This window comes from Zarconia sp. (genome assembly GCF_057467645.1).
Genome location: NZ_JBRJXU010000170.1, coordinates 1 through 26,189, shown reverse-complemented (window position 1 = coordinate 26,189; position 26,189 = coordinate 1). Strand labels below are relative to the sequence as shown.

Genomic DNA, 26,189 nt, shown 5'->3' with positions numbered 1-26,189 from the left:
CTACAATTCATGTCAATGCGACCCGATCCTCTATGGGTACCGTCTCTGTGAAAGAAGTCGAAGTTGTGCGCGGATTTGATGTTGCGCAACGAAACGCAACTCTACATTCAGCCATCGGAAACTCGAACGTTCGATCCTTACTCTCGATCTATTTTTTCTAACTTATCCAGTAAATAGATGCGCATATTTGTGAGTTCTTGAATCTTCTCATAAACTTGTTCGATTTTACCTCGCACGAGCTTTATATTTTCCGATCGAGATAGCTCTCCATTTTGCCACGCGCTGATACTTTGCTGTATTTCTGCCAGTGTAAAACCCAAAATTTTCGCTTTTCGAATCAGAGACAGCGGCTCGATTGTCGCATCATCGTACTCTTTATAACCACTTCCTTCTCTTCGGTGCGGTGTCCGATTTAGATGAATACGATTATGAGGGGATATTGCCTGAAGATGCGGCTTTCGATCGCAATGGCGAAAATGTGGCGATCGCGATTTACCAGTATGGCAAAGGTGAAGACAGCCCGCCTGAAAACGGCTATATCGGATTTTGGAATGTCGATCGCAGCGGTTCGCAACCCGCCTTAAAGCAAACCGGTTATACGATTCTCGTGACGCGAGGACTGCACGATTTGGTGCTGATTCCGTAGAGATCGCAGTCGGGGAGGGGCAAGTGACGATGCAGCTCGTTGAATCGAGCTTTAATATCCAAGCAAGTGGGTAACGACTTCCATCAAAGTCAAACACCACTTGAAAAGATGTCAAATGGGTTCTATAGATCCCTAGGAAGAAGATAGAATTTGTTACATTTCCTCAACTCTAGAGATATATGGCATTTCAGAGCGATCGAAACCTTCAATTTTTTCGAGATTGAGAACTCCCCGAAAAAAAGCTCCGTGACTACAGAAACCTATATAGAAGGTCATTCAATCCATAAGTAATACAGGAGACTTAATCAGATGAATATTACTGGAACTTCTCTTGCCGACAATTTAACAGGTACTCAAGGTGACGATACGATTCGAGGACTACCTGGCAACGACAACATTCTAGGTCTTCGGGGAAACGATCGTATCTTTGGCGGTTTTGGGAACGATCGAGTGCATGGTGGCATGGGTCGAGACGTTATCATTGCTGGACCCGGAAACGATACTGTAAATGGAGGACGAGATAACGATTCTCTTCTCGGTAAAGAAGGGAACGATCGCCTCTTTGGTGGTTCCGGCAATGACGTCTTACGTGGTGGTGACGGGAACGACAATTTACTGGGGGAACAAGGAAACGATCGCCTCTTTGGTGAAGATGGTCACGATGTTGTTAACGGTGGATCGGGAAATGATGATATCTATGGGGGAGAAGGTCATGATTTTCTCATTGGGTGGACTGGACATGATGAAATTCATGGCAACTCTGGAGACGATTTTCTAAATGGTAGTGCGGGAAATGACACACTGACAGGTGGCTCCGGTGCGGACCAATTCCGGTTTGGCTCTCCCTCTGATGGCGTCGATTTCATCTCAGACTTCAAGTTTTTTGAAGGAGATAAAATTGCAGTGAGTCAGTCCGGCTTCGTGGGAGTAGATCCGAACCAGCTCGATACACAGTTTACTTACAATCAAAGCACGGGAGCATTATCCTTTAATGCTTCTCTCACAGATGGTATTCCATCTGTTACCTTCGCTCAATTGCAACCGAACCTCGGGGGTGGTTTTATACCCGGTTTGGATATCGAGGTGATTTAAGCCCGATCCAATCTCAACTTCGGAAAATTATCCATGGCTACGATTTGTCTAAATCAAAAGTCTGACCACTTCGATCGTGGTTTTCAACCGAATTTGAGAGAGTCTTATGGACCTGTTTGAGTCTTAAAAGAAAGCTCATTTTAACTAGTATCGATTCGAGACACGGTATTTCAGGTTCATGAGGTACTGTCACAACAGTTTTGTAAACCCGTTTTTCCAGTTTGTTAAAGTTGGGAGCAGTGTACCTTACTTACCTGCAACCTGCGGTCACGTCCTAAACTCTCTAGCATTGTATTCCGGAATACAAATGCAGAAATCTTTGCACGGTATAGGCACCTCATTGCTCGTGGGGTGCTTTTTGCGAGCATCAGATCGCCTCCAAACAATCCTCCATCGCCTCGACTCGATCTTATGGAACTAGCAAATCTTGATGGGGGCCGGGTTTAGAATGCAACGTCTCCGGCGACCCCTGGAGAACCAGATGTCCGCGATCGAGAACCACAACCCAATCGGCGCGGTTAATCACGCGGGGACGGTGGCTGATGAGAATCGTCGTCATCCCCCGACGGTGGTGTAACAAGCGATCGAGCACTTCCGCTTCGCTGCGGGGGTCGAGTCCGGAAGTGGATTCATCGAGAATCAACATCGGCGGTCGCGCGACGATCGCCCGCGCGATGGCCAAACGCTGTCGCTGTCCCCCCGAGAGGTTCGCCCCAAACTCGCCCAAAATGGTTTGATAGCGATCGGGCAATCCGGCAATAAACTCATCAGCCCCGGTAATCTGACAGGCTTTGACGATCGCATCGAACTCGATATCGGGATTCCCCAACCGGAAATTCTCAATAATCGATCGACTCCAAAAATGAGCATCCTGGGGAACCAAAATCGCTTGTTGCCGCAGGCAGTCAAGATCCAGGTCGGCAATATTGTAGCCGCCAATCCGAACGTTCCCCGACTCCACCGGATACAACCCCGCCAATAGTTTTGCCAGCGTACTTTTGCCGCAACCGGATACCCCAATCAGGGCAATGGTTTGTCCCCCTTGCAACTGCAAAGAAAACCGATCGAGCAAATCCACTTTCCCCGGATAGTGGAACGTGACGTTATGGCAGACAATCTCGGCATCACCAGCCAACTTTACCCTCGGCTTCGGTTTTTTCTCATCGGATTCCGCCTGATGATCGATGACCTCCGTTAGCCGCACCACCGCCGTTTTCACCCGCGTAAACTCATCGACAAACCCAATCAAAGCGCGAATCAGGGTGGCCACGTTGTTATTGAGGGTGGTAAACGCCAGCAACTGCCCGATGGAGAGTCCCGTATTAATCACCAAGTAACTACCGAACCACAACAACAGCGCGTTCCCCGTGGCACTGATAAATCCAGAAAAGATATTGTTGACAAAACCGATCTGATTCGTGCGAAACGCCAAATTTCCCAACCGTCCGAAGCGCGCCTGCAACTCTTCCCAAAACTGCGGTCCAGCCGTCGTGGTTTTCAGCGTCATCGCCCCTTTGAAGGTTTCCACTAATACCCCCTGGGTTTCCGCATCCAACACCAGCAGGTTGCGGGTTTGACGTTGCAACGTGGGCAGGAAGAACACCGTCGATAAACTCATCAGCGCTGAGAGTAACGTCGCCACCAGGGTTAGAGGCAAGCTATAAAACGCCATTACCCCCCAGGAAACCAGGGCGATAAACACCTGACTGGGCAGACTGACGACGATTTGCGCCAAAAATTGGTTGATTTGCTGAATATCCCGGAGGCGGCTGACGATTTCCCCACTGCGACGGGTTTCAAAATATTTAAGGGGCAATCGTAATAGTTTTCGCCCGAATTGCAGCATCAGTCCCAATTCCAGCCGTTGGGAAAAGTGAGCGGTGAGGTTCGACTGCACCAACTGCAAGCCACTGGCAAACACCGTCATCACGACGACCCCGAAAACCATGGCGTTGAGGAGGTTTAAATCTCCCCGCACCAACACATCGTCCGTCAGGAACTGAATCAAGAAGGGCGTGGCGACAGAGAGCAAACCCACCGCCAAGTTGAAGAGTAAAACCTGGGACAACAAGCCGCGATACTGAAGAACCGGTCGCCAGAAGCGTTCCCATCCCTTGACATCCTCAGAAGAACCCGTGGAAAATCGAGCCGGATCCGGTTCGAGCAGCAACAAAATCCAATCCGTCCACGATTCTTTGAGTTCGGTTTTAGTCACGTGGCGCAATCCCACCGCTGGATCGGCGATCGCGTAACCCTTTTTATCTTTCCCGTGCAACACTACCCAGTGATATCCCTTCCAGTGGATAATCGCCGGTAAGGGGGCTTCGGAAAGGCGATCGAGAACTGCTGGGGCCGCCCGCACCGATCGAGCGTTGAACCCTAATGCTTCCGCCCCTCTTTGCAGTCCGAGTAAGGTGGTTCCCTGCTGTCCGGTTCCTACCACTTCCCGAATTTTATTGAGAGATAGAGTTTGTCCGTAGTGTTTGGCAACGGCACCCAGACAAGCGGCCCCGCAATCGGTTTCGCTATGTTGCAGAAAAACGGCGTACTTTGATTTCATCGGATTTTGGGGTGGGGAGTGGGGAATAGGGAATGGGGAACGGGGAATGGGGAACGGGGAATGGAGCGCGCGCAAACGGCAGCGAAAATCCAGAGGCAAACCGATAACAATAAGTCCGAATGCTATAACGGCATGGCGCGTGCTAACGCCCTCCCGGATTTAACAACCCAAATACTTCGTTCTCCCAGATTTAACAACCCAAATGCTGTTGCACGATGGCAACCTGGCTGTGAAGCGCACCCTCCCGGATCTTGCGGCTATCTGCTAGGAATTCACATCACCTTCAGCAGGTCTCACGGCTTGGAAGCGTTGCTGCTGCTGGCGGTATTCGATAATTTTGGCTTTGGCTGTCGTATAAGCGGGAGTTCCCAGGGGAACGCGATCGAGGGTATCGATCGCCCCGGAAAAATTCCCGGCCGATGCCAGTTTCGATGCTTGTTCGATCCAGGAATTCGCCTGAGTATTTTGCTTTTCGGCGTATTCGGCGAGCTTGGTTTGAGCTGTCGCGTAGACTGAAGTGCCTTCGGGAATTTGACCGAGGTACACTTGCGCGCGAGAGAAATCCTCAATCTTAGCGAGAGCTTCTGCTTGACGCAGCCAGGAACTGGCTTGGGTGTTTTGATATTGGGTATATTCGGCGGTTTTGGTTTGAGCTTGGCTGTAGACGGAGGTTCCTTCGGGAATTTGAGCGAGTAAGGCTAAAGCGGTGGCAAAATTGCGCTGTTCGGCTTGGGTATAGGCATCTTGCATGGCGTTGAACGCATTCAATTCGATGTGCGCCTGAATGCGATCGCGAACGTGTTGCTGCAATTTTGGTAATATCTCTTCTCGGGCGCGATCGCTCAATTGCAGCCAACTGGGTTTGGCGATCGGTTTAGCAGAATCGACTGAGGCTTCGGGTGCGGCGATATTGGATTCGATTTCGGCAACGTCCTCTTGCGTCGATTCACGTTGGGCCCCGTCGTCGGGGGATGGGGTTTCCGGTTCGACTCGATGCAAAATTTCTTGCACGGAATAGCCGGTGAGAGTTACGGCCAGAGTCGCAGTGAGCCAGCGTCGGACGTTCGGACTCAAATTTAGGGTGCTATCTGACGAGTTGGCTGGCGCCCTTCGGGTGGTTCTTCCTCGATTGGCTTTTGCGGAAGGTCGAGGTTTGGGCTTGGCGGTACTTTTCGGTGTTCTCTTGGGGGAAGAAGTGGCAGCCGTTTTCCTCGAAATCTGCGATGGCGATGGCGGTTTTACACTCGAAATTTTTGCTTTCCGTGCTGAAGTGGCGTTCTCGACGCTCGAAGAAGCGCGTTGCGAATTGCGATCGGGGAAAGCTTTAGAATTTGACGAACCAACCATAGTAAAAACTCCGACTTGCCAAGGATGTGCGATCTCGATGCTGCAATCCGTTTTTCAGGGTTTCACCTATGTTTTCCGGAAAGTTTAGGCTTGTCGGGTATTGGAATGTGTCGATCTCGCTTCGATCGATTCAAATACGAACGGGAAAATGGAGTTTTCTCCTAAATTCCGATGACGTACTTTTGCCACTCGGGATGAACTCCCCGTTTCAAATGCTTGCTCACTTCAAAATACAAACTGCTATGGGGCTTACGCGGCACTTTTCGTAGAGGCATATTCGCCTCTTTGGGGGTACGATTTCCTTTTTTCACGTTGCAACGCACGCACGCCGTCACTAAGTTCTCCCAACTATCACCCCCGCCACGAGAGCGGGGGTGAACGTGATCGAGCGTTAAATCGTCACCGCTATAGTGACAGTATTGACAAGTTTGAGCATCCCGATAAAAAATATTGCGGCGCGTCAGAGGTATTTCTTTGTAAGGAACTCGAACGTAGTAGAGCAATCGAATCACACTTGGCAGAGGAAAGTCGGCATAAATATATCTGCCATTGTGTTCTACCCCTTCAGCTTTGCCCTTAATCATGAGAACGATAGCCCGTCGCCAACTCGTAATATTGAGTGGTTCGTAGGAAGCATTCAGGACGAGAACCTTACCCATTGGTATATTGTATCGATCTTTTACATAGGGTAGCACAGGAGTCAAGGGTTGTGCCCATCGGCGATGGCTTCCTCAAGCCCATTGAATCGAGAACTTTTGTAACGATTTAACCCAAGCGCGATCGCCCTATCTTTCCATCGTAAATCTCAGATTTTTTCGCCAAAATTTGCCCAGCCGTTCAATCCATTGGTTATGAAATGATGATTGGATTTGACCCGATCGGAGGAGCGCTAGGGCGATCGTTATTTTTTAAGTTTTATCGAATGATTTTGGGAGCGAAATTTTGATCGTTTCTCCATGCAAATTGAGAATTAGCCCCTCCAGATTTTTCACCTTTGAAAACCGATAGACTCAATTTTTCACCAAAAATCGTACCGATTCAACGGCATCTCGAAGCCGATTGACAGATCGAACCGAAAAAAAACCCCTTGAATAATGACTAGGGTTCCAAGGGGTTAAGGATGCATTTTCCGGATTGCTTCTAGTATCTGAAAGTTCTAAATCCATTGGGTAAAGTAATCGCAAAGATATTTAGTGGAAACTTTAAAGTTTTTTTGAAAAGTTTATCGTCGAAGAATGATATTCGCGATCGCAACAGTGAAATGGAGGAGAGCGGGGTCAATCCCCGGTCGAGCGCACTCCATAAGGTAAAATAAAAGGTCTAATTTTTCTTGCGAACCCCTTTAATATTCTTTCCTAAATCCTATGTCAACCGCTGATTCTAACTCTCTCTCTCTGCGCTATCGTCCTCGTCGCCTGCGCCGTACCCCCGCCATGCGGGAAATGGTGCGCGAAACCCACTTAACCGCCAACGATCTGATTTACCCCATGTTTGTGATGGAAGGGGAAGCTCAGAAAGTAGAAGTGGCGTCGATGCCGGGATGCTATCGCTTCTCCCTCGACTTGCTACTCTCAGAAATTGCCGACGTTTACCAATTGGGCATTCAGGCGATCGCCCTGTTTCCGGTCGTTCCCGAAAGCAAAAAAGATGAAACGGGAACCGAAAGCTACAACCCCGACGGATTAGTGCAGCGCACCGTTGCCACCATCAAACGAGAAGTCCCCGATATTACCGTCATCACCGATATCGCCCTCGATCCCTTCACCAGTCACGGTCACGATGGATTGCTCGGCGACGATGGCACGATTCTCAACGATCCGACGGTGGAAGTCTTAGCGAAAATGGCCGTTTCTCAAGCAGCGGCTGGCGCAGATATGGTTGCCCCCTCGGATATGATGGACGGTCGCATCGGCGCGATTCGCGAGGCTCTAGATGCCGCTGGATACACCAACGTCGGCATCCTCGCCTACTCCGCCAAGTATGCTTCGGCTTACTACGGACCCTTCCGGGATGCTTTGGATTCCGCCCCCAAATCCGGCGACAAGAAAACCTATCAAATGGACCCGGCTAACTCCCGCGAAGCCCTCAAAGAAGTGATGCTCGACATCGAGGAAGGGGCGGATATGGTGATGGTCAAACCCGCACTCCCCTACCTGGATATCATCCGTCTGGTGAGCGATGCCACGGATGTCCCCGTTGCGGCTTACAACGTCAGCGGCGAGTACGCCATGATTAAAGCCGCCGGAAAAATGGGTTGGATTGATGAGAAGAAAGTGATTCTCGAAACCCTCATCAGCATCAAGCGCGCTGGTGCCGATTTGATTTTGACCTACTTTGCCAAAGAAGTGGCGTTGATGTTGAAGTAAGGGACTTGCCAAAAAATAAGGTACCAGCTTGCCAACGACTTGCTGTAGGGGTTAACGGCCGTTGACCCCGACGATTGGTATATGATTTTCCCGCAGATCCCTAAGTGGCGCGATTGGTTCGATGGATGACTAAGATGGGAGGACGCGCGAGTCGTTCTCCTATTTCTTGAGGCGATCCTCAAGCTTAGAAAGAGTAACGAGAGCCAAACTTGGGATCGAAACTTTGTATACTGAGTAAGCAGATTTTCCCAACCCCCCGAGCGTCTTGGATATTCATTCCACAAGCGAATTCAATTGGCTCGGTTGCCCGATCGCCCTCTCGGAGCGAAAACGACCCGCCCCCAGTGGTTTGTTTTTATCAAGCCAGATGCGATCGCGTCTAGGATATTTACCTGCCCCTCACCCGACACCCTCAATCTAGATCTGGCCGTTTCAACGATCGATAGCTTTATGACCAAACAGCGCGTTCTTTCCGGAGTCCAACCCACAGGAAATCTTCATCTCGGGAACTACCTGGGAGCCATTCGCAACTGGGTAGAGGGTCAAAGTCAATACGAAAATTTCTTCTGCGTGGTAGATTTGCACGCGATTACCGTTCCCCACGATCCGGCGACTCTGGCTGCCAACAGCTACACGATCGCCGCCCTGTATCTAGCTTGCGGCATCGATCTCGAACACTCGGATATTTTCATTCAATCTCACATTAGCGCCCACAGCGAACTGACCTGGCTGCTCAATTGCATCACCCCCCTCAATTGGTTGCAGGGGATGATTCAGTTTAAGGAAAAAGCCATCAAGCAAGGAGAAAATGTCGGGGTGGGTTTGTTAGACTACCCCGTGCTGATGGCAGCGGATATTTTGCTCTACGATGCGGATAAAGTGCCGGTGGGGGAAGACCAAAAGCAACATTTGGAACTGACGCGGGATTTGGTCATTCGTCTCAACGATCGCTTTGCAGACCCGGACAATCCGGTTCTTAAACTCCCAGACCCCCTGATTCGCAAAGATGGCGCGCGGGTGATGAGTTTAACGGATGGCACCAGTAAGATGTCAAAGTCCGATCCCTCGGAAATGAGCCGGATTAACCTGCTCGATCCCCCCGAAACGATCGCCAAAAAAATTAAGCGTTGCAAAACCGATCCGGTTCGCGGTTTGGAATTCGATAATCCCGAGCGTCCCGAATGCCACAATTTACTAACGTTGTATATGCTGCTTTCGGGTCAAAGCAAGGAAGCCGTCGCCGCCGAGTGCCAAGACATGGGTTGGGGTCAGTTCAAACCTTTACTCGCCGATACAACGGTGGCGGTTCTCGAACCGATACAGGAAAAATATCAAGCGATTATGGACGATCGCCCCTATCTGGAGTCGGTGTTGAAGGAAGGTCGCCAAAAAGCCGAGGAAATCGCCGGGGCCACCCTCTCTCGGGTGAAAACGGCGATGGGATTTTCGACCCCGGTTTAATCAAAATCTGGAGGAAAAGGGAAGAGATCTTGGCGATTTGAATCGAGAAATTGTCTGAATTTCTTCTCCCTTTTCCTCTTTGAGAGGAGATGTCTCACGGCATTCGGGTCGATCGAGATTAATGATGCTGCTGTTGTGGCTTGGTGAGGGGTCGATCGCTTAAAATTGCCTGCGCTCGATAAAAATCTAACGATATACGAATCAGGGCGCGGAACGGTTGACGTTGTGTTAGGCGATGCAATCCCCGACGAAGTTTGGCGATGCTGGATCTCAAATAGGTACTCATGGCTTGTTGGGTTTTTTGTCAAACCCAGTACATACTCTACTTCGATCTTAGGCGGAATCGACCCCAACCTCGACGGTTTATTGACAATTCGTAGCAAAGTGTGGTATGCCTCATCAAAGTAATGTATCAATCGTCTCGATCGGTCAGCGACCCAACTCTGCTTACCTCGAAAGACCGTTCCCTCGATCGATAACGCTAATTTTTTACAAAAATTAACAAAAGTCTCGATAACGTAAAGGAGCCAAAGAACTCAGCGGAAGTTCTCTTTTAACTCGATGTCCGATCGCGCGATCGCGCCATTGGATGGGCTAAGTTGGATATAGACTCATAAACCGGTCGCGGACCTCCCGTCCACAGCGCGGGAGATCGGCCAGTCCCCCGAAAATGCGCTCGCATTCACCATCGGGATCGCCTCTGTGCGTGGATTCCTTCCCAACGCACTTCGCGATCGAGTTTCCACCTCACTTTTAGACTTATGAAAGCGACACGTCGTCAACCTTCTTCTCTAGCTGCCTTAGCCCTGAAATGGGTGGGAATTATTCTGATTTTGTCTTACTTGCTCGATGTGCTCGTCGAGCCGCTTCCCTATCAGTTTTTAGACCTGGGGTGGCGAATCCGAGTCTTAACCCAATTCGTCGATAAAGGAATTATCGCTCTGATGGGGTTGGCCATGCTGTTTGCCGGAGACTGGATCGATGCAAACACGACCAACACCGCTCCGTCTCAAAACAAGTTACTAGACATGCGGTTTTGGGCTTTAATTCTGGCAAGCATTTTGGGGTTTGTCTTTTTCATCCTCGCTCCCCTTCACATCATTGATGTGAACCGAGCGAGTACCCAACAACTCGCTCGGATCGAACAGCAATCCCAACAAGCCGAAACCCAGCTCGAAACCCAACTCGGCAGCGAAAACTTCCAGGAGCAAGTCGAACAGAGAAAAGAGCTTCTCAAGCAACAAATTGGCGTTTTGCTTGAAAACGAAGAACAACTCAACGAAGCTCTAGAGAACGACCAGCTTCCGGAAGACGTTAAAGCCATCCTGGAAGAATCGAAAACGAATCCCCAGGTTTTAGATGAGTTTCTCGAAGAACAAGCTCAAGCACTACCCACGCAACTCGAAACTCAGATTCGAGAACGCCGGCAAAACCTGGAGAAACAGACTCGCTTAACCAGTTGGAAATCGAGTTTGCGAGTGGGATTGAGCAGTTGGTTATTATCCGCCGGCTATATCGTCATTAGTTGGACGGGTCTGCGAGGCATGCTCAGCGGTTCTCCCCGAGTTTCCCGCCAAGCCCCAATGGGTTAATTTTAAGTTAAGTTGGAAATGTAATGTAAAACGTTAGGCGATCGGGTTTTGGGAGTAGCTCGCAAATGCTATTTTTGGTTTCAAACCCGCACGCGATCGACGAACGAGTTAAAAGAATTCGCGATCGTCCAAACTTTAAAGCTTCCAATCGAAGTCGATAAAGTGAGGTCGATCGCACCGAAAACAAACCCGGAACTTTATCCCAATCTTTAAATGGGTAAAAGTGGTAAGTTTTCGGTAGGGATGCAGGCCGGCGATTGAATCAAAACACTGCGATAGAGTGTTTCTGGAATTGGACTTGAGAGCAATTGCTTTCTACAGTTTTACCCGTGGTTTTCTCCTCTGTGAAACCACGTTATCAACTTAAATATAACGTTTCGGCTGGGTATGTTCTCGATTTATATTCTGACTTACAACGAAGAAATTGACATCGCCGCGTGCATTGAATCGGCACAGCTGTCCGATGATATCATCGTTGTCGATTCGTGCAGTACCGATCGCACCGTTGAAATTGCCCGCCGTTACCCCGTGCGAGTTATCGAACATCCATTTGAATCCCACGGCAAACAACGGACTTGGATGCTGCGATCGATTCCGAGCAAATATGAATGGGTCTATATCCTAGAAGCTGACGAACGCATGACCCCCGAACTCTTTCAGGAATGTTTGGAGGCAACCCAGAGCAACTCTCATATCGGCTACTACGCAGCCGAACGAGTGATGTTCATGAACCGGTGGATTCGACATGCAACCCAATATCCTCGCTACCAACTGCGGCTATTACGTAAAGATCGGGTTTGGTTCGACGATTACGGTCACACCGAACGAGAAGTTTGCGACGGTTCGACGAGTTTTCTCAAGGAAACTTATCCCCACTATACCTGTAGTAAAGGTTTAAGTCGTTGGATCGAAAAACACAATCGCTATTCGAGCGATGAAGCCGCAGAAACGTTGTACCAACTTCGAGAAGGAAACGTCAACTGGAAACATTTATTCTGGGGAAGCTCGGAAGTCGAACGCCGACGAGCGCTTAAAGACTTATCTTTGCGTTTGCCTTTTAGGCCCTTGGTCCGTTTTCTGTATATGTATTTTATCTTAGGGGGAATTCTCGATGGCAAAGCTGGTTTTGCCTGGTGTACCCTGCAGACTTTTTACGAGTACTTAATCTTGCTCAAAGTAGATGAATTAAAGCAGCAATCTCCACCCGCAAGTGCTGTAAAGCTGTCTGTCGAACGTCATCCCGAAAACGCTTAACAGTTTGGAACGTTGGATGTGCGGGTGGCAATAGTTACGATCGGGATCGGCCGTTTCACATCACCTTCGGCGATCGCACCCGCGACCCCTTCCCCGATCTCCTCCTCTCTCCTCTCCAGAAGCGGGGATCGCAGGATTGGTTAAGTTTTTGAGACCTCTTGGTGTTACATTTGATACAAGCCCTACTCTGGGTAGGGTTTTTTTGGTGTAAGCTTGCAACAATTCTTTACAAGCGTTACAAATTAACATAGGACTAAATATTAACGACTGCACCAATTGACCGGAGATAGGTTCGCACGGTGAAGTCGATCGTCATCCTGTAGCCAGAGAGTTCTCCTGTGATCCAACGCTTTAAGCAAGACCTGAAAAACGACCTTATTGCGGGGCTGTTGGTTGTAATCCCCTTAGCCACCACAATTTGGTTAACCATTACCATCTCCAATTGGGTGATTAACTTTTTGACGAAAGTGCCAAAACAGCTCAATCCCTTCGATGGTTTCGATCCCTTAGTGGTTAACCTGCTGAACTTATTGGTAGGGCTAGCAGTTCCCTTGCTCAGTATTTTGCTCATCGGTCTGATGGCACGTAATATTGTCGGACGATGGTTATTGGATTTTGGAGAGAATATTCTGGCAGCCATTCCGCTAGCGGGATCGGTTTACAAAACCCTCAAGCAACTGCTACAAACTGTCCTGCAAGATTCGAATCGTCGATTTCGCCGCGTGGTGTTAGTTGAATATCCCAAAGAGGGAGTTTGGTCGATCGCATTTGTCACGGGATTAGTGAGCGATGAAATGCAAGCCAATCTACCCGAACCCAGTCTGAGCGTTTTTATTCCCACCACCCCCAACCCCACTTCCGGTTGGTACGCAATCGTACCGGAACGAGAAACCCGAAGTCTTTCAATCTCGATCGAGGATGCTTTCAAAATTTTGCTCTCAGGTGGTATTGTGGCTCCTGAACCCTCAAAGCAAATTGCCCTGAATCCCAAACAAGGACGCATCGCAGAAGATTTCGTTCCTTCAACCTCACACACTCCCTTCCCCCTTCCGGAAGAATCGTAACCCTCGCCACTGATGAGGTGGGGAGTCGATGTTTGGCAAGCGACACTTGTGACTAGGGTTCGACTTTTTCCAACTAAACCCTAGACTCCCACATCTATAATATGCAAGCCCGACGCATTTCCCGAGAACTCGCTTTATTAAGTCTGAGCCAGCTTCCGAGCAATCCAGATAAGCTCGCCAGACAACAGCTCAACGATGTCGTGCTGGCTGCCGTGAGAACGATGAGTGCCGAGGCTCACGACATTCTCGAAACAGCAGCGGCCGAACTCACGCGAGGGAGCGATCGAATCCTCAACTCTCAAACCCGCGCCAACGATGTCAGCAGTGCCCGAGCCATGGTTTCCGAGGCGATCGACTTAACGCAAAGTGCTCTAAATCGGGTGGGAATTGCGATTGAATTACCCGAATTTATTTACCTGGCCAATCAAAAAGAAGTCCGGGCATATACCCTCGAAATCTTAACTCAAGTCAGTGTTAAGCGTGCTGAGATCGACGAGTTACTCTCCAAAGCGTTGATTGACTGGCAACTGTCTCGACTACCTCGAATCGAGCGAGATCTTCTCAGAATCGCCGTGACTGAAATGTGGATTATCGGCATTCCCGATGGCGTGGCGATTAACGAAGCCATCGAACTCGCAAAGCGTTACAGTAGCGATGAAGCGCACCGATTTGTGAACGGGGTACTGCGCCGCGTCACGGAGTCTCTTAAGTCTCTCAAGGAACAGGAAAACTCTCCATCGAATGCCGAACGTCACTGAGGTTCGATCGGACTTCTCGCAAAATTTTTGAACATTTCCATTTGAACACTTCCAACATAAACGCATAACAAAAATTCGATATGGTTTTTAATTGGTTTCGCCGTAAATTTAATGACGACTCCGAACAAGTAGAAAAAGAACAAACACCCACTTCTTCCCCGGAAGCGCCGCCAGAAAGTTCTGAATCGGAGTCAGAAGAATCTCCACCGGCCGCTGAAGATTATCTCAAGTGGGCCAAAGCGGCTTACCAGAACATCCAGCAGCAGCAACAAGGCACCCAGATAGAAGAAGAGGAATCGGAAACGGCAGAATCTGAGGTGGAGACAGACACTTCAGAGGAAACAGCAACGTCTGGTGATGAACCCGAAGCCGTTGTTGAAATTGAGGCCGAGGAAGCCCAAGACGTTCCCGTCGCGGAAACGGAGACAGAAAGCGAGCCTGAAGCGGTCGTCGAAACCACCCAAGACGAACCCGAAGTCGTAGCCGAAGCTGCCGAAGAGGAATCTCAAGAAGCCCCCGTTGCGGAAAGTGAGTCAGAAGCAGTAGAACAAACGACTGAAGAGGAAGCCGAAACCGTCGAGACTGCCCTTACCCAAGAGGAACCCGAACAAGCTCCCGTCGCTGAAAGTGAGACAGAAGCCCAAGAGGAACCCGAAGAAACTCCTGTCGCCCAAGACGAACCCAAAGTCGTAGCCGAAACCACCGAAGCCGACCCCAAAGGGGCCGATGATGACGCGACCTCGGAGGCCCCCGCCCCCGAAGCCCCGGTACGGGAGTTGTCCCTGTTCGAGAAAGCCCGAGCGGAGAGGGAAGCACGGTTGGAACGACTCAACCAAAGCGCGATCGAAACCCCAGAACCCGAAGCCGCACCCGCCGCTCAAACCACCACCGTCCCGGAACCGGAAATCTCGATTCCCGGATTGGCCTTTGACGATGGATTCGTCTGGTCCGCGGAAGTTCTCGCCGCTCAAGGTCGCCGTCCCGAAGATATTTCCGTCGAAGAAATTACCTGGCTCAAGAAATTAAGACAGGGATTGGACAAAACCCGTCGCGGGTTGGTCAACCAACTCAAATCGATCGTCGGTCAGGGACCGCTCAACAAAGAAGCGGTGATGGAAATCGAGGCGCTGCTGTTGCAAGCTGACGTCGGCATCGAAGCCACCGACTACGTCATCGCAGCGCTACAAGCGAAAATGCTCGAAGAGACCCTACCTCCAGATGCAGCGATCGCCTATTTGAAGAAAATTCTCCGGGATATGCTCGATCGACCCCTACGGGAAAATCATAAAGCTAGCATCGCTCCGGAAAAAGAGACCTTAAATATTTGGTTGATGACGGGGGTGAACGGAGCTGGAAAAACCACCACCATCGGTAAGTTAGCGCACTTAGCCAAAACCTCCGAATATCGCTGCCTGATTGCCGCCGCCGATACTTTCCGCGCCGCCGCCGTCGAACAGGTGAAAGTGTGGGGTCGGCGCAGTAACACGGAGGTGATTGCCAATCCCGGTCAAAATACCGATCCCGCAGCGGTGGTCTTTGATGGAATTACTGCGGCACAATCGCGTCAAACTGAGTTACTATTGGTCGATACGGCCGGTCGGCTGCAAAATAAGAAAAATCTGATGGAGGAACTGAACAAAATTCGTCGGATTATCGATCGAAAAGCGCCCGATGCCATCGTAGAATCCCTCCTGGTGCTCGATGCGACGTTAGGTCAAAATGGTCTGCGCCAAGCCGAAGTCTTTGCCGAAGCCGCTCAACTAAGCGGTGTCGTCTTGACAAAGCTCGATGGAACTGCTAAAGGTGGTGTTGCCCTAGCCGTGGTGCAGCAACTCGGTCTTCCGATCCGTTTCATTGGGGCGGGGGAAGGGATTCAAGATTTGCGCCCCTTCTCCAGTTACGAATTTGTTGAAGCCCTACTGAATGGATAAACGTATTGCGAGATATGAACTCTTTTCAGCAATCATCATTGCCCTCCGGGTCTGGCGAACCGATGGCGGCAGTCCCAAGACCTCGGCCGCCGTCTAAATCAAACGATGCCACTGTCGAGCGCCAACCCCCCCCTCCCACCCCCGTTTTTGCGCTGAAAAAACTGGTGGCTCGCTTGCAGCGAGAGCAGCGTAAAGTTCAGGATTTACTCAGTTCCCTGGGATTTGCCCTTCGGAGTTTCAACAATCTCAACCAGTTTCTGGAACTGATTCCCCTGGTGGCCAGTCGGGTGACCGATGCCGATGGTGCGGCCCTGGTGTTGTTTGCCCCCAATGGCAGAATGCGGTTGCAGCGGCTGCACTGTCAAGATGGAAGTCCCTGTCAGGACGTTCGACGGGCCATCGAAATGGCGATGCGTCAGCCGAGTCTGGCGAGTCCAACGGCAAGCGGTCTCGATACGGAAGTCAACCGCTATTTAGACTCGGAGGTTCGCTTATTCGGGACTTCAATTTTAGTCAAGAATGCAGAACGGGGGCGATTGTACGTTTTCAGTCGGGAACCGAGTTACTCTTGGACGGAAACCCGCCAAAAACTAGTCCGACTCGTGGCAGACCAAACGGCCGTTGCGATCGATAACGACGAACTGAATGCAGAACTGCGTCGTAAGGAGCGCTTAGACCGAGAATTGGAAATCGGTGCTGAAATTCAGGTGCGGCTCTTCCCCAGTCAATGTCCCGAAATTCGCGGTGTGGCTTTGGCCGCGACCTGTCAGACAGCCAACCGCGTCGGGGGCGACTATTACGATTTCATTCCCACCCACTACAACCTCGTCCGCCAACCGGCTTCGGAAATCGCGCCGGAGGGTCGTTGGGGGATTGCCATTGGGGATGTGATGGGCAAAGGGGTTCCCGCCGGTTTGATTATGACGATGACGCGGGGAATGCTGCGGGCGGAGGCGCTCAACGAACATTCTCCGGCTCAAATTCTGCAACATCTCAACCGGGCCATGTACGCCGATTTGGAGAATTCCCATCGGTTCGTGACCCTGTTTTATTCCGATTACGATCCGCAAACGCGCATCCTCTCCTACAGCAACGCCGCTCACAATCCGCCCTTGTTGTGGCAAGCCGAAACCGATTCTATCGATCGACTCGATACCCTCGGAATGCTCATCGGCTTGGATATCGACTCCCAGTATTTTGAAGCGCACGTCCAGCTCGCGCCCGGGGATACGATCTTATACTATACCGATGGCTTAACCGAAGCTTCCAATCGGAACGGCGATCGCTTTGAAGAGGATAATCTGACTCGAGCCTTTCAATGGGCGTGTCGCCACTACGACAACCCGCAAGCGATCCTCGAATACCTGTTCGAGCAAGTTCAGGAGTTCATCGGTGAGGGAAACCGCAATGAGGACGATATCACGCTGGTTGTTATGCAGGTAAAATCAACGGATGAGGAAATAGAAAATCCATGAGTACCATTCCCGAACTAACAACCCACATCGCGAGTGCCATCGACTGGCATTCCGGTCCTTTAGATTTATTTGACCACGCAACCTGCAGCGGTCAAGTTCTCGCCCAAGCGGTGAAAAGTACCCTGTGGAGCGACGTTCAATCGGCCTGGAATAATTTTGTCGATAGCGGTCAAATCTGGGCGATGGGACTGGGGATTCTTTTAGGATATTGGTTCCGATCGATGTCTGTGGGTTAGATGCCCGGACTTTGGGGGGTCGGGGGCTTTGGCAGCAGGGGAATAGTGTCATAGAAAATTGACAATCGGTCAGTGGTAACGCTCTTTCCCCTCACCCCAGACCCCTTTGGGAACTCCAACGTCCGAATTCTATATTTTTAATTGTCAGCGTTTGACTACACTCAAGGGGTCAAAGCCGGGGATGGTGCAAAACGGGGCATAATGATTTGATGCCCAGCCAAACACACCCATCGACCCATTAGCTATGAACCCAACCAAAACCTGGAGCCAACGCTTTGAATCGGCACTACATCCGGCGATCGCCCGTTTTAATGCCAGTATCGGTTTCGATATCGAGTTAATCGAGTACGATTTGAGCGGTTCGATCGCCCATGCAAAAATGTTGGCGAAAACCGGTATCGTTTCTGCTGAGGAAGGAGCGCAACTCGTCGCGGGATTGGAGCAAATCCGGCAAGAATATCGAGACGGCCGCTTTGTACCCGACGTGGATGCAGAAGACGTGCATTTTGCCGTCGAACGTCGGTTAACGGAAATTGCCGGGGATGTGGGGAAAAAGCTGCACACGGCCCGCTCGCGCAACGACCAGGTCGGAACGGATACACGCTTGTACCTGCGCGATCGCATCACCGAAATTCGGGGGCAGTTGCGGCAATTTCAAACCACGTTACTGGAGTTAGCCGAAAAAAATATCGAAACCCTAATTCCCGGTTACACCCACCTCCAACGGGCCCAGCCGGTCAGTTTGGCCCACCACCTGCTGGCTTATTTTGAAATGGCGCAACGAGATTGGCAACGACTGGGGGAAATTTACGAGCGCGTCAATATTTCTCCCCTCGGTTGCGGGGCGCTGGCAGGAACGACATTTCCCATCGATCGCCACTACAGCGCCGAATTGCTCGGGTTTGGCAGTGCCTATGCCAATAGTTTAGATGGGGTGAGCGATCGAGACTTTGCCATCGAATTTCTGGGTGCTGCTAGTTTGATTATGGTGCATCTGAGTCGCCTCTCCGAAGAAATCGTACTCTGGGCATCGGAAGAATTTGGATTTGTGACCCTCACCGATAGCTGCGCCACGGGTTCGAGCATTATGCCCCAGAAGAAGAACCCCGACGTCCCCGAACTGGTGCGCGGCAAAACCGGGCGGGTATTCGGACACCTGCAAGGGTTACTGGTGCTGATGAAAGCGCTACCCTTGGCCTACAACAAAGATTTGCAAGAAGATAAAGAAGCTATTTTCGACGGCGTGAAAACCGCGAGCGCTTGTCTGGAAGCGATGACGATTTTGCTCGCAGAAGGCATCGAATTTAGAACCACTCGCCTCAACTCCGCTGTCACGGAAGACTTTTCCAATGCCACGGATGTCGCCGATTATTTAGCCGCCAAAGGCGTACCCTTTCGCGAAGCATACAACTTGGTGGGCAAGGTTGTGAAAACCTCCCTGGCTGCGGGAAAATTGCTTAAAGATCTAACCTTGGAAGAATGGCAAGCCCTGCATCCCAAATTTGAAGCGGATATCTACGATGCGATCGCTCCCCAGCAAGTGGTGGCGGCCCGGAACAGCTTCGGCGGTACGGGATTCGAGCGGGTGAAAGATGCGATCGAATCTGCCCGAGAGCGTTTGGGATAGGGGAAATGGGGTGTGGGGGGATGGGGAGACAAGGGAGACAAGGGAGACAAGGGAGAATTTTGTTCCTCACGATCCCGAAGCTCCCGAAGCCTCCGAAGCCCCCAAAGCCTAGAATCAATGACTCAACTGTACCTGATTCGCCATGGAATTGCAGTCGATCGCGGTAGCTACCCGATTGATGCAGAACGTCCCCTAACGCCAGAGGGCGATCGCAAAACGCGCAAAGTCGCCAAGCAATTAGCCAAACTCGAAATCCAATTCGATATCCTCTTTACCAGTCCGTTGGTTCGCGCGCGACAGACGGCGGAGATTCTGCAAGAACGGGGTTTGGCGAGGGAACTGCACGAAACGCCAACCCTCGCTCCCGGTGGCGAGATCCATCGGTGGCTCGATGAATTGTCATGGCTGCAGCTTTCCCAAAAGGGCGATCGCCTCTGTTTTGGGCTCGTCGGGCATCAGCCGGATTTGGGAAATTGGGCCCAAATGCTGGTGTGGGGAGAGGCTGGCGATCGCATCGTTCTCAAAAAAGCAGGAATTATCGGCTTAACCCTGCCAGAATCCGGCTCTCCCATCGGGGGGAGTTGGCTGTTTTGGCTGACTCCCCCAAAATTTTTGCTCCCACCGGGTTAGTTGGAGCAGGAAGAGAGTTGGGAGCAAGGGGGAAACGGGGGAAACGGGAGCCGGGGCAGAAATGGAGGAATGAGAATGAGTCGAGAAACACTCAAAGAACTTGCCCGACGATCGTCGTAACCTTTGTTCCCCAAACCTCACACCCTATACCCCACACCCCATTTTCACCCGAAAATGTTCGATCCCGAACTGACGTCAAACTAGCCCAACTTCACCAAAATGTTATCGCCATCTTGCTGCACGTCGTAGGTGGGGAGGGGTTGCTGGGCTGGAGGAGTTGTAACCGAGCCATCGGGAGCGAACTTGGAGCCGTGACAGGGACAGGCAAAAATCTTCAAATCACTTTCCCACTCGACGCTACAGCCTTGATGAGTGCATCGAGAATTTACGGCGGCGATTTCGTTGGTGTCTGGATTGCGGAAGACCAACACATCGTTAACTTTGTCGGTGATGACCCCATCGGCATCGAGTTCGGCAACGGTTCCCACGGCTTGATAACCTTCCGGAACCACTGGAGGTTCGGTGGCGGGAGGGGCCGCATCGGGTGTGGAGTCTCCAGTCGATGGTGTTTGAGCGGTTTCTTCATCATCGCAGGCGGCAAGTGCCACGGGCAAAAAAGACGCAAGTAAACCAGCTCCCACCCATCCTACAAATTCACGACGATCCATCATTGCGGGTTTTCCTCTCGTAACGTTGAAACTTTCAATGGAAGATTGAGTGCGATGAATTGAGAGCGATCGCACGTCAATTCTACGTCCCCAATTCTACAGGTTGGCTTCTCTTCCTGGGAGGAAATTCAGGGATCGATCGCCTTTTGGGAGATAGGATGTGGGGTATTAGGGTTGAGCATCATCGTCTTGAAGTCGCACATCCACGCCATCCAAGTCGTGGGGTTGACTTGCTGTCCGGTGAAAACCTGTAGGATTGCCTAAAGCATCCCAGGTGGCGTTAATTTTGGTGCTGAGTCTTTTGAGGGGTGGGGAATGGACAGAAGGCGGGGAAACTCCTCATTCTCCGATCGCCCGAAGTCTTGGAGACCCCCTTCACCGTCAACCGCGAAGTGCCGTTTGCTCGATCCTGGTATTTTTCTGAGTGCCTGACCCATCGATGTCAAACCCTTGATTTCTGGCGCCAATTGGACCACTTGCTGAACGGCAGGTTAAAGCTTGTCAGCGATCGAACGGGCAAAAAACAAGCAGGGGACGGTCACAAACAGAATCGATACGCCCGAAGGCTTTGAGGTACTTGTGTCAGGCACTTAGGGTATCTTGTTTGATGAGCTGCTCCATTTTCTCGATCAGTTTGTCGTAGTTGGTAATCGGTTTCGTCCAAAAATAATCGGCTTTTGAGACTTCTAAGAGTTTAGACTTTTTGCTTCGCATGGCATAAGTACTCATCAGGATGATGGGAATCCCGCGGGTTCGAGGATCGTCTTTGAGCGATCGAGCCAGTTCTATTCCGCTGACGGGAAACTCTTTCCATCGGAAGCCGGGCAAGTTGATATCGATTAAAACGAGATCGATATCTCCCTGCCGACACCATTGAAAAAGAGAATCGGGCACGGCTGTAATGTATACTTTACGAGCGCCTAATCCTGTGATGACTTTTGCCGCTGCTTTGGCAAAGAGCAGGTCATTTTCGACGAATAAAATATTCATTAAGTCGATGGTTTTGAGTCTGTGGTTTTATATTTCGAACAAGTGGATTTTACGATCTAAATCTAAGTTTGATTCTGTTTTTTTTAGTTTTTTTTAGTTTTTTGATTTCAAGAAACTCAGACTGAATTTGTTAATAAATTAACTCTATATTTATCTTTCAATCGAGCGACATTGAGATGGAGATCGATCGGAGCAACATGAATTCAAATTGCAGATCGTGAATCTTTCGCCGATCCCCTAATCTTCACGAAGAGAAACGGTATCAGCCGATACGTCAACGATTGAAGACTGAATACTTACAAAAGTCGTTTATTTTTCAATATTGTTATAATAAATAGAGAAAACTTAAATTTTGTTTTTTTTAATTATATCTTAATGTTCTGTCTTTATGTTTTTTTTAGATCTGTAGAGATTGTGTCGAGATTTTCAAGACTCTGCTCGATACAATAGATTTTGGTGAGCATAAAGCTTCATCGCCGTCGTGTCGTAGAGCCGAGCGAAACGACCCAAAATCCACGTAGTAGAGTCCCGAACGACCAACAGGACATGAGATTGACATCGTCAGTAAAAAGACTGGCTAGTGTTGAGATCTGTTCTGAGTCAGTTCTCGAAAATTCAGCTTTTTTATACCGATCTAGATAAAATGAAAACCTTGAAAGAACAGAGTATCCCTGCTAAATTAATAGTTTATAAAAGCAGCAATTTTGGCTTCGGACTTCTTGCTACTCAGACATTTCAATCTTTAAATTTGTGTCCTGACTTGTTGTGACCTGAGCCTGACATCGAACGTCATTCTGGTAACAGCTTTCTGTGTAAATGCTACGCCCTTGCGATTCCATATCGCTTGGCGTTCTGCTGCAGCAGCTGATGTGCGAAAGCGACTGTTGGCACTATGTTGACCGTTTGATGTGAGGACACCAAGCGCGATCGCCCTCTCGTGCCGATCGTTCCCACAGATAGCGCTCCGAAACGATATACTCCCTTGAAGTGGCGGTTGCAACATAGAGCGGAAAGACTCATCGCTTTGATGGCAAATCGCCCAACAAGCCAATTCTATTCATGCAACCACTCCTCGAAATCTCGATCGCATCGTGCAACCTGCAACCCGCTCCATTATTAGGGCTGCACGCTATCGGTAATTTTGCGATTGCCCTATCTTTTGGTTGGATACCTGTAACCCTGGGGTGCTTCCTTCAACGAAAAGCAGTGTCTTTTCGGGGTCTTGTCACCCTTTCGCTCCTCTCGAGTGCCGTCATCTTCCTGTGCGGTCTGGGATATTTAGTCGCAATTTGGACTCCGTGGCATCCCGATCGATGGTTATCGGACCTCGAAAACCTCTCAATTGCTCTCATTTGTGTTTCTGTAGCGCGGATATTATGGCAGGTACGATCGCAATTTTTGTCCCTCAAAGCCGACCTCCAGTGCAGCGAGGCGCGCTGGCAAACCCTTATCGATATCCTCCCCATGGGCGTTGCCTATATCGATCGACAGCAACGCTACGAGTTCGCCAATTGCAACTACGCAACCTGGTTCGAGTGCGATCGTCAGACCATCCCCGGTCAGTTCATCTGGGACGTCCTCGGGTCGCCAACTTACACCACCATCTCCCCTGACATCAATCGAGTTCTCGCCGGCAACTCCGTTCGCGATCTCGTCCAAATTCCCCACTCGGTCGATCGAACTCGCGATCTCGAAAGCATCCTCGTGCCCGACCTCGATCGCCACCAGCAAGTGCGAGGTTTTTACGCCCTCGTCAGCGATGTGAGCGAGCGCAAAGCCACCCTGGCCGAACTGCGGTTGCTCCAACGGGCCATTGAAGTCGCCAGTAACGGCATTTCGATCGCCGATGCAACCCAACCGGATTTCCCCCTGGTTTACGTCAACTCCGGCTTCACCACAATGACCGGATACTCCGCGAGGGACATTATCGGCAAGAACTGTCGCTTCCTGCAAGGGCAAGATACAGAGCAACCGGAACTCCATCGAGTGCGCCAGGCCTTGCGGGAGGGAACCCCTTGCCAAGTGGTGCTGCGGAACTATCGCCGAGACGGCATCCCCTTCTGGAACCAACTGAGCCTGACCCCAGTGCACGACGAAACCGGTACGCTCACTCACTTTATCGGCATCCAAACCGACATTAGCAATCGCCTCGCCATCGAAGGGCAATTGCGCCGCAGCGAAACCCTCTTGCGCACCATCGTTCAAGTGATTCCCCTAGGCATTTACGTCGGTAACACCAATAGCGATCGCGTCCTGTTCTGCAACCGAGCATTTTGTCACTTGTGGAAATTTGAAGAGACCGATACGGCAATCGAGAATGGAGAAATCGGTCACGATGCCGTGATGGAGAGATGTTTGGAGTCCATCGATCTCGAAGTCTTCGCTAACACCGCTCAACCCTATCAAGTCCGGGAAGGGAACGAGCTGGCGATGGTGGAAGATGAAGTGCTCCTCAAAGACGGGCGGACGTTTCGCCGCTTCTGCGTCCCCGTTGCCGATGGCGATTTTTATCTCGGGCAGCTTTCGGTGTTTGAAGATATCAGCGATCGCGTATCAGCCGAAGCCGAACTGCGGCAAAATAATCTCGCCCTCAGTCAAGCTAATGCAGAACTCGAAACGGCCCGAGAAGCAGCTGAAACGGCCAACCGTGCCAAAAGCGAATTTCTGGCCACCATGAGCCACGAACTGCGCACTCCCCTCAACGTCATTCTCGGTTTCAGCGAAATTCTGGCGCGGGATGCGAACCTCAATACAGAACAGCAACAAACCCTGCAAACCATTCTCCGCAGCGGCGAGCATCTCCTCTCCCTGATTAACGATATTCTCGATTTAGCCAAAATCGAAGCCGGGAAAATCGAACTCATCGCGACCCCATTCAACCTCCACCACCTGCTGGCGAACCTCATCGAAATGCTGCAAGTGAGAGCGGGCCGCAAGCGGTTGATTCTGAACCTAGAGATAGCCCCAGATGTACCGGTAATGGTGGAAGCCGATGAAGCCAAACTGCGTCAAATCCTCATCAACCTCCTCGGCAATGCCGTCAAGTTTACTCAGACCGGCACGATTTCCCTGCGGGCGAGGCTTTGGACGGGATATTCCCAGCAGAGATCGAAGAACCTCAAATTCTTGCACTTGGAAGTGGAAGATACCGGCGTCGGCATCGAACCGGAGGAATTAGAGCAAATTTTCCAGGCCTTCGATCGCGGCCGGGCCGGACGGCAAGCAGCGGAAGGGACGGGGTTAGGACTCACCATTTGCCAGAGTTTCATCCAACGAATGGGGGGGCGCATCAAAATCGAAAGTCTCATCGGGGTGGGGACGATCGCCCGCTGCTACCTACCGGTGAAAATCATCGAGGGGGTTTGGGAGGGGAATGCAATCTTGCCCGCGCAACGAATCCTCCGACTCGCACCAGACCAACCCCCCTGCCGCATCTTGATTGTGGAAGACCGGTGGGAAAATCGCCAGATGCTCGTTCAACTCCTAACTCCCCTAGGATTCGAGATCCTCGAAGCCGAAAACGGACAAGAGGCCGTCGAGATGTGGCACAAACATCAGCCCCAGCTGATTCTGATGGATATGCGCATGCCGGTGATGGATGGTTACGAAGCCGTGCGGCGCATTCGCAGCAGTGTCGCCGGTCAAGCGGTTGCCATCATCGCCCTCACGGCCAGTGCCTTCGATGCCGATAAAAATTTACTCCTCTCGGCCGGCTGCAACGATTTTGCTACCAAACCCGTGCGCCACAACCACCTCCTGGAAAAAATTGCCCGTCACCTTGGGGTACGCTACCTTTACGAAGAGGCAACTCCCACCTCCCAACTGCCAAAAAGTGTAATTTCGATCTCCCCAGAGTCTTTTGCCGTGATGCCTCGAGACTGGGTCGATCGACTGAATTTCTTGGCAGGAACCTTGGAACAAGAGGAAATTTGTGAGGCGATCGCCCAAATTCCCCCCATCTACCGTCCATTGCAACGGGAACTCGAACAATTAGTCGAGGAGTGGCACTTGGATACCATCTACTATCTCACCCAAACCTTCCTCGAAACCACCTCCGACAGCTAGGATGAGTCGTAGACCGCCGATCTCGGCAGTTATAGCAGTCGTCATACCGGTTGCGGGTAGGGGAGGTTTCGGGGGCTTCGGGGGCTTTGGAGGCTAAACTTTCTCCCAATTCTCCCGATGCTCCCTCAGAAATTCTTCACGGTATGGTTGTGCGGATCGTATTCAAACCGACGAGAATGATAAGTTTCTCCATAGAGGCTGAAACTGAAGGTTGGCTCGTCCCCTTCCACTTTGATCCGATGGATGGCATCGGTGGTAAAACTGATGATGTCCCCTGGCAGTAAAATATAGCAACCGCCAAGGCGGTTAGGACACTAAACGAAGGACATATTCGATCGCATCTCGTAAACAATTAAACTGATGGAGTTGTTTGCGGATACGACTTTTCAACCAAGACCAGCACTGTTCAATTTTGTTGAGGTCTGGT

At 50.7% G+C, this 26,189-nt stretch carries 22 protein-coding genes and 1 pseudogene; 15 read left to right on the top strand and 8 right to left on the bottom strand.

Features of this window, described 5'->3' with window-relative positions; translation table 11 throughout:
- Nucleotides 1-137: 137 nt before the first annotated feature.
- A complete protein-coding gene (locus tag AC2215_RS24975) occupies nucleotides 138-347 on the bottom strand; it encodes a MerR family DNA-binding protein (RefSeq protein WP_486812830.1) in 210 nt (69 codons plus the stop codon).
- Nucleotides 348-403: 56 nt separating this feature from the next.
- Between AC2215_RS24975 and AC2215_RS24970 the strand changes: the two genes are divergently transcribed.
- Nucleotides 404-646: a hypothetical protein gene (locus AC2215_RS24970; protein WP_486812836.1), complete on the top strand. Its 243-nt coding sequence runs from the start codon at nucleotides 404-406 to the stop codon at nucleotides 644-646.
- 309 nt (nucleotides 647-955) lie between these two features.
- Nucleotides 956-1,738, top strand: a complete 783-nt coding sequence (locus AC2215_RS24965; RefSeq protein ID WP_486812735.1) for a calcium-binding protein — start codon at nucleotides 956-958, stop codon at nucleotides 1,736-1,738.
- 409 nt (nucleotides 1,739-2,147) lie between these two features.
- Here the strand turns inward: AC2215_RS24965 and AC2215_RS24960 are convergent, their stop codons facing one another.
- Nucleotides 2,148-4,298 (bottom strand): peptidase domain-containing ABC transporter, encoded by a 2,151-nt coding sequence (locus AC2215_RS24960; RefSeq protein ID WP_486812734.1) that lies wholly within the window; start codon nucleotides 4,296-4,298, stop codon nucleotides 2,148-2,150.
- Between the two features lie 264 nt (nucleotides 4,299-4,562).
- On the bottom strand, nucleotides 4,563-5,372 hold the full coding sequence (locus AC2215_RS24955; RefSeq protein WP_486812733.1) for a hypothetical protein: 810 nt from the start codon (nucleotides 5,370-5,372) through the stop codon (nucleotides 4,563-4,565).
- Between the two features lie 7 nt (nucleotides 5,373-5,379).
- Between AC2215_RS24955 and AC2215_RS24950 the strand changes: the two genes are divergently transcribed.
- Entirely contained in the window at nucleotides 5,380-5,733 is a 354-nt protein-coding gene (locus AC2215_RS24950; RefSeq protein ID WP_486812732.1) for a hypothetical protein, read from the top strand.
- Between the two features lie 73 nt (nucleotides 5,734-5,806).
- On the opposite strand, the gene AC2215_RS24945 is transcribed toward AC2215_RS24950, so the two are convergent.
- Nucleotides 5,807-6,304, bottom strand: a complete 498-nt coding sequence (locus tag AC2215_RS24945) for an HNH endonuclease (protein ID WP_486812731.1) — start codon at nucleotides 6,302-6,304, stop codon at nucleotides 5,807-5,809.
- A gap of 705 nt (nucleotides 6,305-7,009) precedes the next feature.
- On the opposite strand from AC2215_RS24945, the gene hemB reads away from it, so the two are divergent.
- Nucleotides 7,010-8,011, top strand: a complete 1,002-nt coding sequence (hemB, locus tag AC2215_RS24940; RefSeq protein WP_486812730.1) for a porphobilinogen synthase — start codon at nucleotides 7,010-7,012, stop codon at nucleotides 8,009-8,011.
- Nucleotides 8,012-8,461: 450 nt separating this feature from the next.
- Nucleotides 8,462-9,472 (top strand): tryptophan--tRNA ligase, encoded by a 1,011-nt coding sequence (gene trpS, locus AC2215_RS24935; protein ID WP_486812829.1) that lies wholly within the window; start codon nucleotides 8,462-8,464, stop codon nucleotides 9,470-9,472.
- 118 nt (nucleotides 9,473-9,590) lie between these two features.
- Here trpS and AC2215_RS24930 read toward each other — a convergent pair whose 3' ends face one another.
- Nucleotides 9,591-9,758 (bottom strand): hypothetical protein, encoded by a 168-nt coding sequence (locus AC2215_RS24930; RefSeq protein ID WP_486812729.1) that lies wholly within the window; start codon nucleotides 9,756-9,758, stop codon nucleotides 9,591-9,593.
- Nucleotides 9,759-10,233: 475 nt separating this feature from the next.
- On the opposite strand from AC2215_RS24930, the gene hpsJ-B reads away from it, so the two are divergent.
- The 9 genes from hpsJ-B to sixA all read left to right on the top strand — a co-directional run bounded on the left by hpsJ-B (nucleotide 10,234) and on the right by sixA (nucleotide 20,039).
- Nucleotides 10,234-11,064: a hormogonium polysaccharide biosynthesis protein HpsJ gene (gene hpsJ-B, locus AC2215_RS24925; RefSeq protein ID WP_486812728.1), complete on the top strand. Its 831-nt coding sequence runs from the start codon at nucleotides 10,234-10,236 to the stop codon at nucleotides 11,062-11,064.
- A 387-nt stretch (nucleotides 11,065-11,451) separates the two neighbouring features.
- Nucleotides 11,452-12,318, top strand: coding sequence for a glycosyltransferase family 2 protein (locus tag AC2215_RS24920; RefSeq protein WP_486812727.1), 867 nt, complete (start codon nucleotides 11,452-11,454; stop codon nucleotides 12,316-12,318).
- Between the two features lie 338 nt (nucleotides 12,319-12,656).
- Complete coding sequence (locus tag AC2215_RS24915; RefSeq protein ID WP_486812726.1) at nucleotides 12,657-13,382, top strand: DUF502 domain-containing protein; 726 nt, start codon at nucleotides 12,657-12,659, stop codon at nucleotides 13,380-13,382.
- 101 nt (nucleotides 13,383-13,483) lie between these two features.
- A complete protein-coding gene (nusB, locus tag AC2215_RS24910; RefSeq protein WP_486812725.1) occupies nucleotides 13,484-14,140 on the top strand; it encodes a transcription antitermination factor NusB in 657 nt (218 codons plus the stop codon).
- Nucleotides 14,141-14,220: 80 nt separating this feature from the next.
- Nucleotides 14,221-16,071, top strand: coding sequence for a signal recognition particle-docking protein FtsY (gene ftsY, locus AC2215_RS24905; RefSeq protein ID WP_486812724.1), 1,851 nt, complete (start codon nucleotides 14,221-14,223; stop codon nucleotides 16,069-16,071).
- A 62-nt stretch (nucleotides 16,072-16,133) separates the two neighbouring features.
- Entirely contained in the window at nucleotides 16,134-17,546 is a 1,413-nt protein-coding gene (locus tag AC2215_RS24900) for a PP2C family protein-serine/threonine phosphatase (RefSeq protein WP_486812828.1), read from the top strand.
- A complete protein-coding gene (locus tag AC2215_RS24895) occupies nucleotides 17,543-17,782 on the top strand; it encodes a hypothetical protein (RefSeq protein WP_486812723.1) in 240 nt (79 codons plus the stop codon). The genes AC2215_RS24900 and AC2215_RS24895 overlap by 4 nt, the downstream gene beginning before the upstream one ends.
- 244 nt (nucleotides 17,783-18,026) lie before the next feature.
- Nucleotides 18,027-19,409, top strand: a complete 1,383-nt coding sequence (gene argH, locus AC2215_RS24890) for an argininosuccinate lyase (RefSeq protein WP_486812722.1) — start codon at nucleotides 18,027-18,029, stop codon at nucleotides 19,407-19,409.
- Nucleotides 19,410-19,526: 117 nt separating this feature from the next.
- Nucleotides 19,527-20,039 carry a phosphohistidine phosphatase SixA gene (sixA, locus tag AC2215_RS24885; RefSeq protein ID WP_486812721.1) on the top strand — a complete coding sequence of 171 codons (513 nt, stop codon included), beginning with the start codon at nucleotides 19,527-19,529 and terminating at the stop codon, nucleotides 20,037-20,039.
- Between the two features lie 200 nt (nucleotides 20,040-20,239).
- Here sixA and AC2215_RS24880 read toward each other — a convergent pair whose 3' ends face one another.
- Complete coding sequence (locus AC2215_RS24880; RefSeq protein WP_486812720.1) at nucleotides 20,240-20,710, bottom strand: QcrA and Rieske domain-containing protein; 471 nt, start codon at nucleotides 20,708-20,710, stop codon at nucleotides 20,240-20,242.
- Between the two features lie 579 nt (nucleotides 20,711-21,289).
- Nucleotides 21,290-21,697 carry a response regulator gene (locus tag AC2215_RS24875; protein ID WP_486812719.1) on the bottom strand — a complete coding sequence of 136 codons (408 nt, stop codon included), beginning with the start codon at nucleotides 21,695-21,697 and terminating at the stop codon, nucleotides 21,290-21,292.
- Between the two features lie 1,059 nt (nucleotides 21,698-22,756).
- On the opposite strand from AC2215_RS24875, the gene AC2215_RS24870 reads away from it, so the two are divergent.
- Nucleotides 22,757-25,762: a PAS domain-containing protein gene (locus AC2215_RS24870; protein ID WP_486812718.1), complete on the top strand. Its 3,006-nt coding sequence runs from the start codon at nucleotides 22,757-22,759 to the stop codon at nucleotides 25,760-25,762.
- A gap of 306 nt (nucleotides 25,763-26,068) precedes the next feature.
- On the opposite strand, the pseudogene AC2215_RS24865 reads toward AC2215_RS24870, so the two are convergent.
- Nucleotides 26,069-26,189 (bottom strand): annotated as a pseudogene (locus AC2215_RS24865) (IS630 family transposase); the annotation flags it as partial.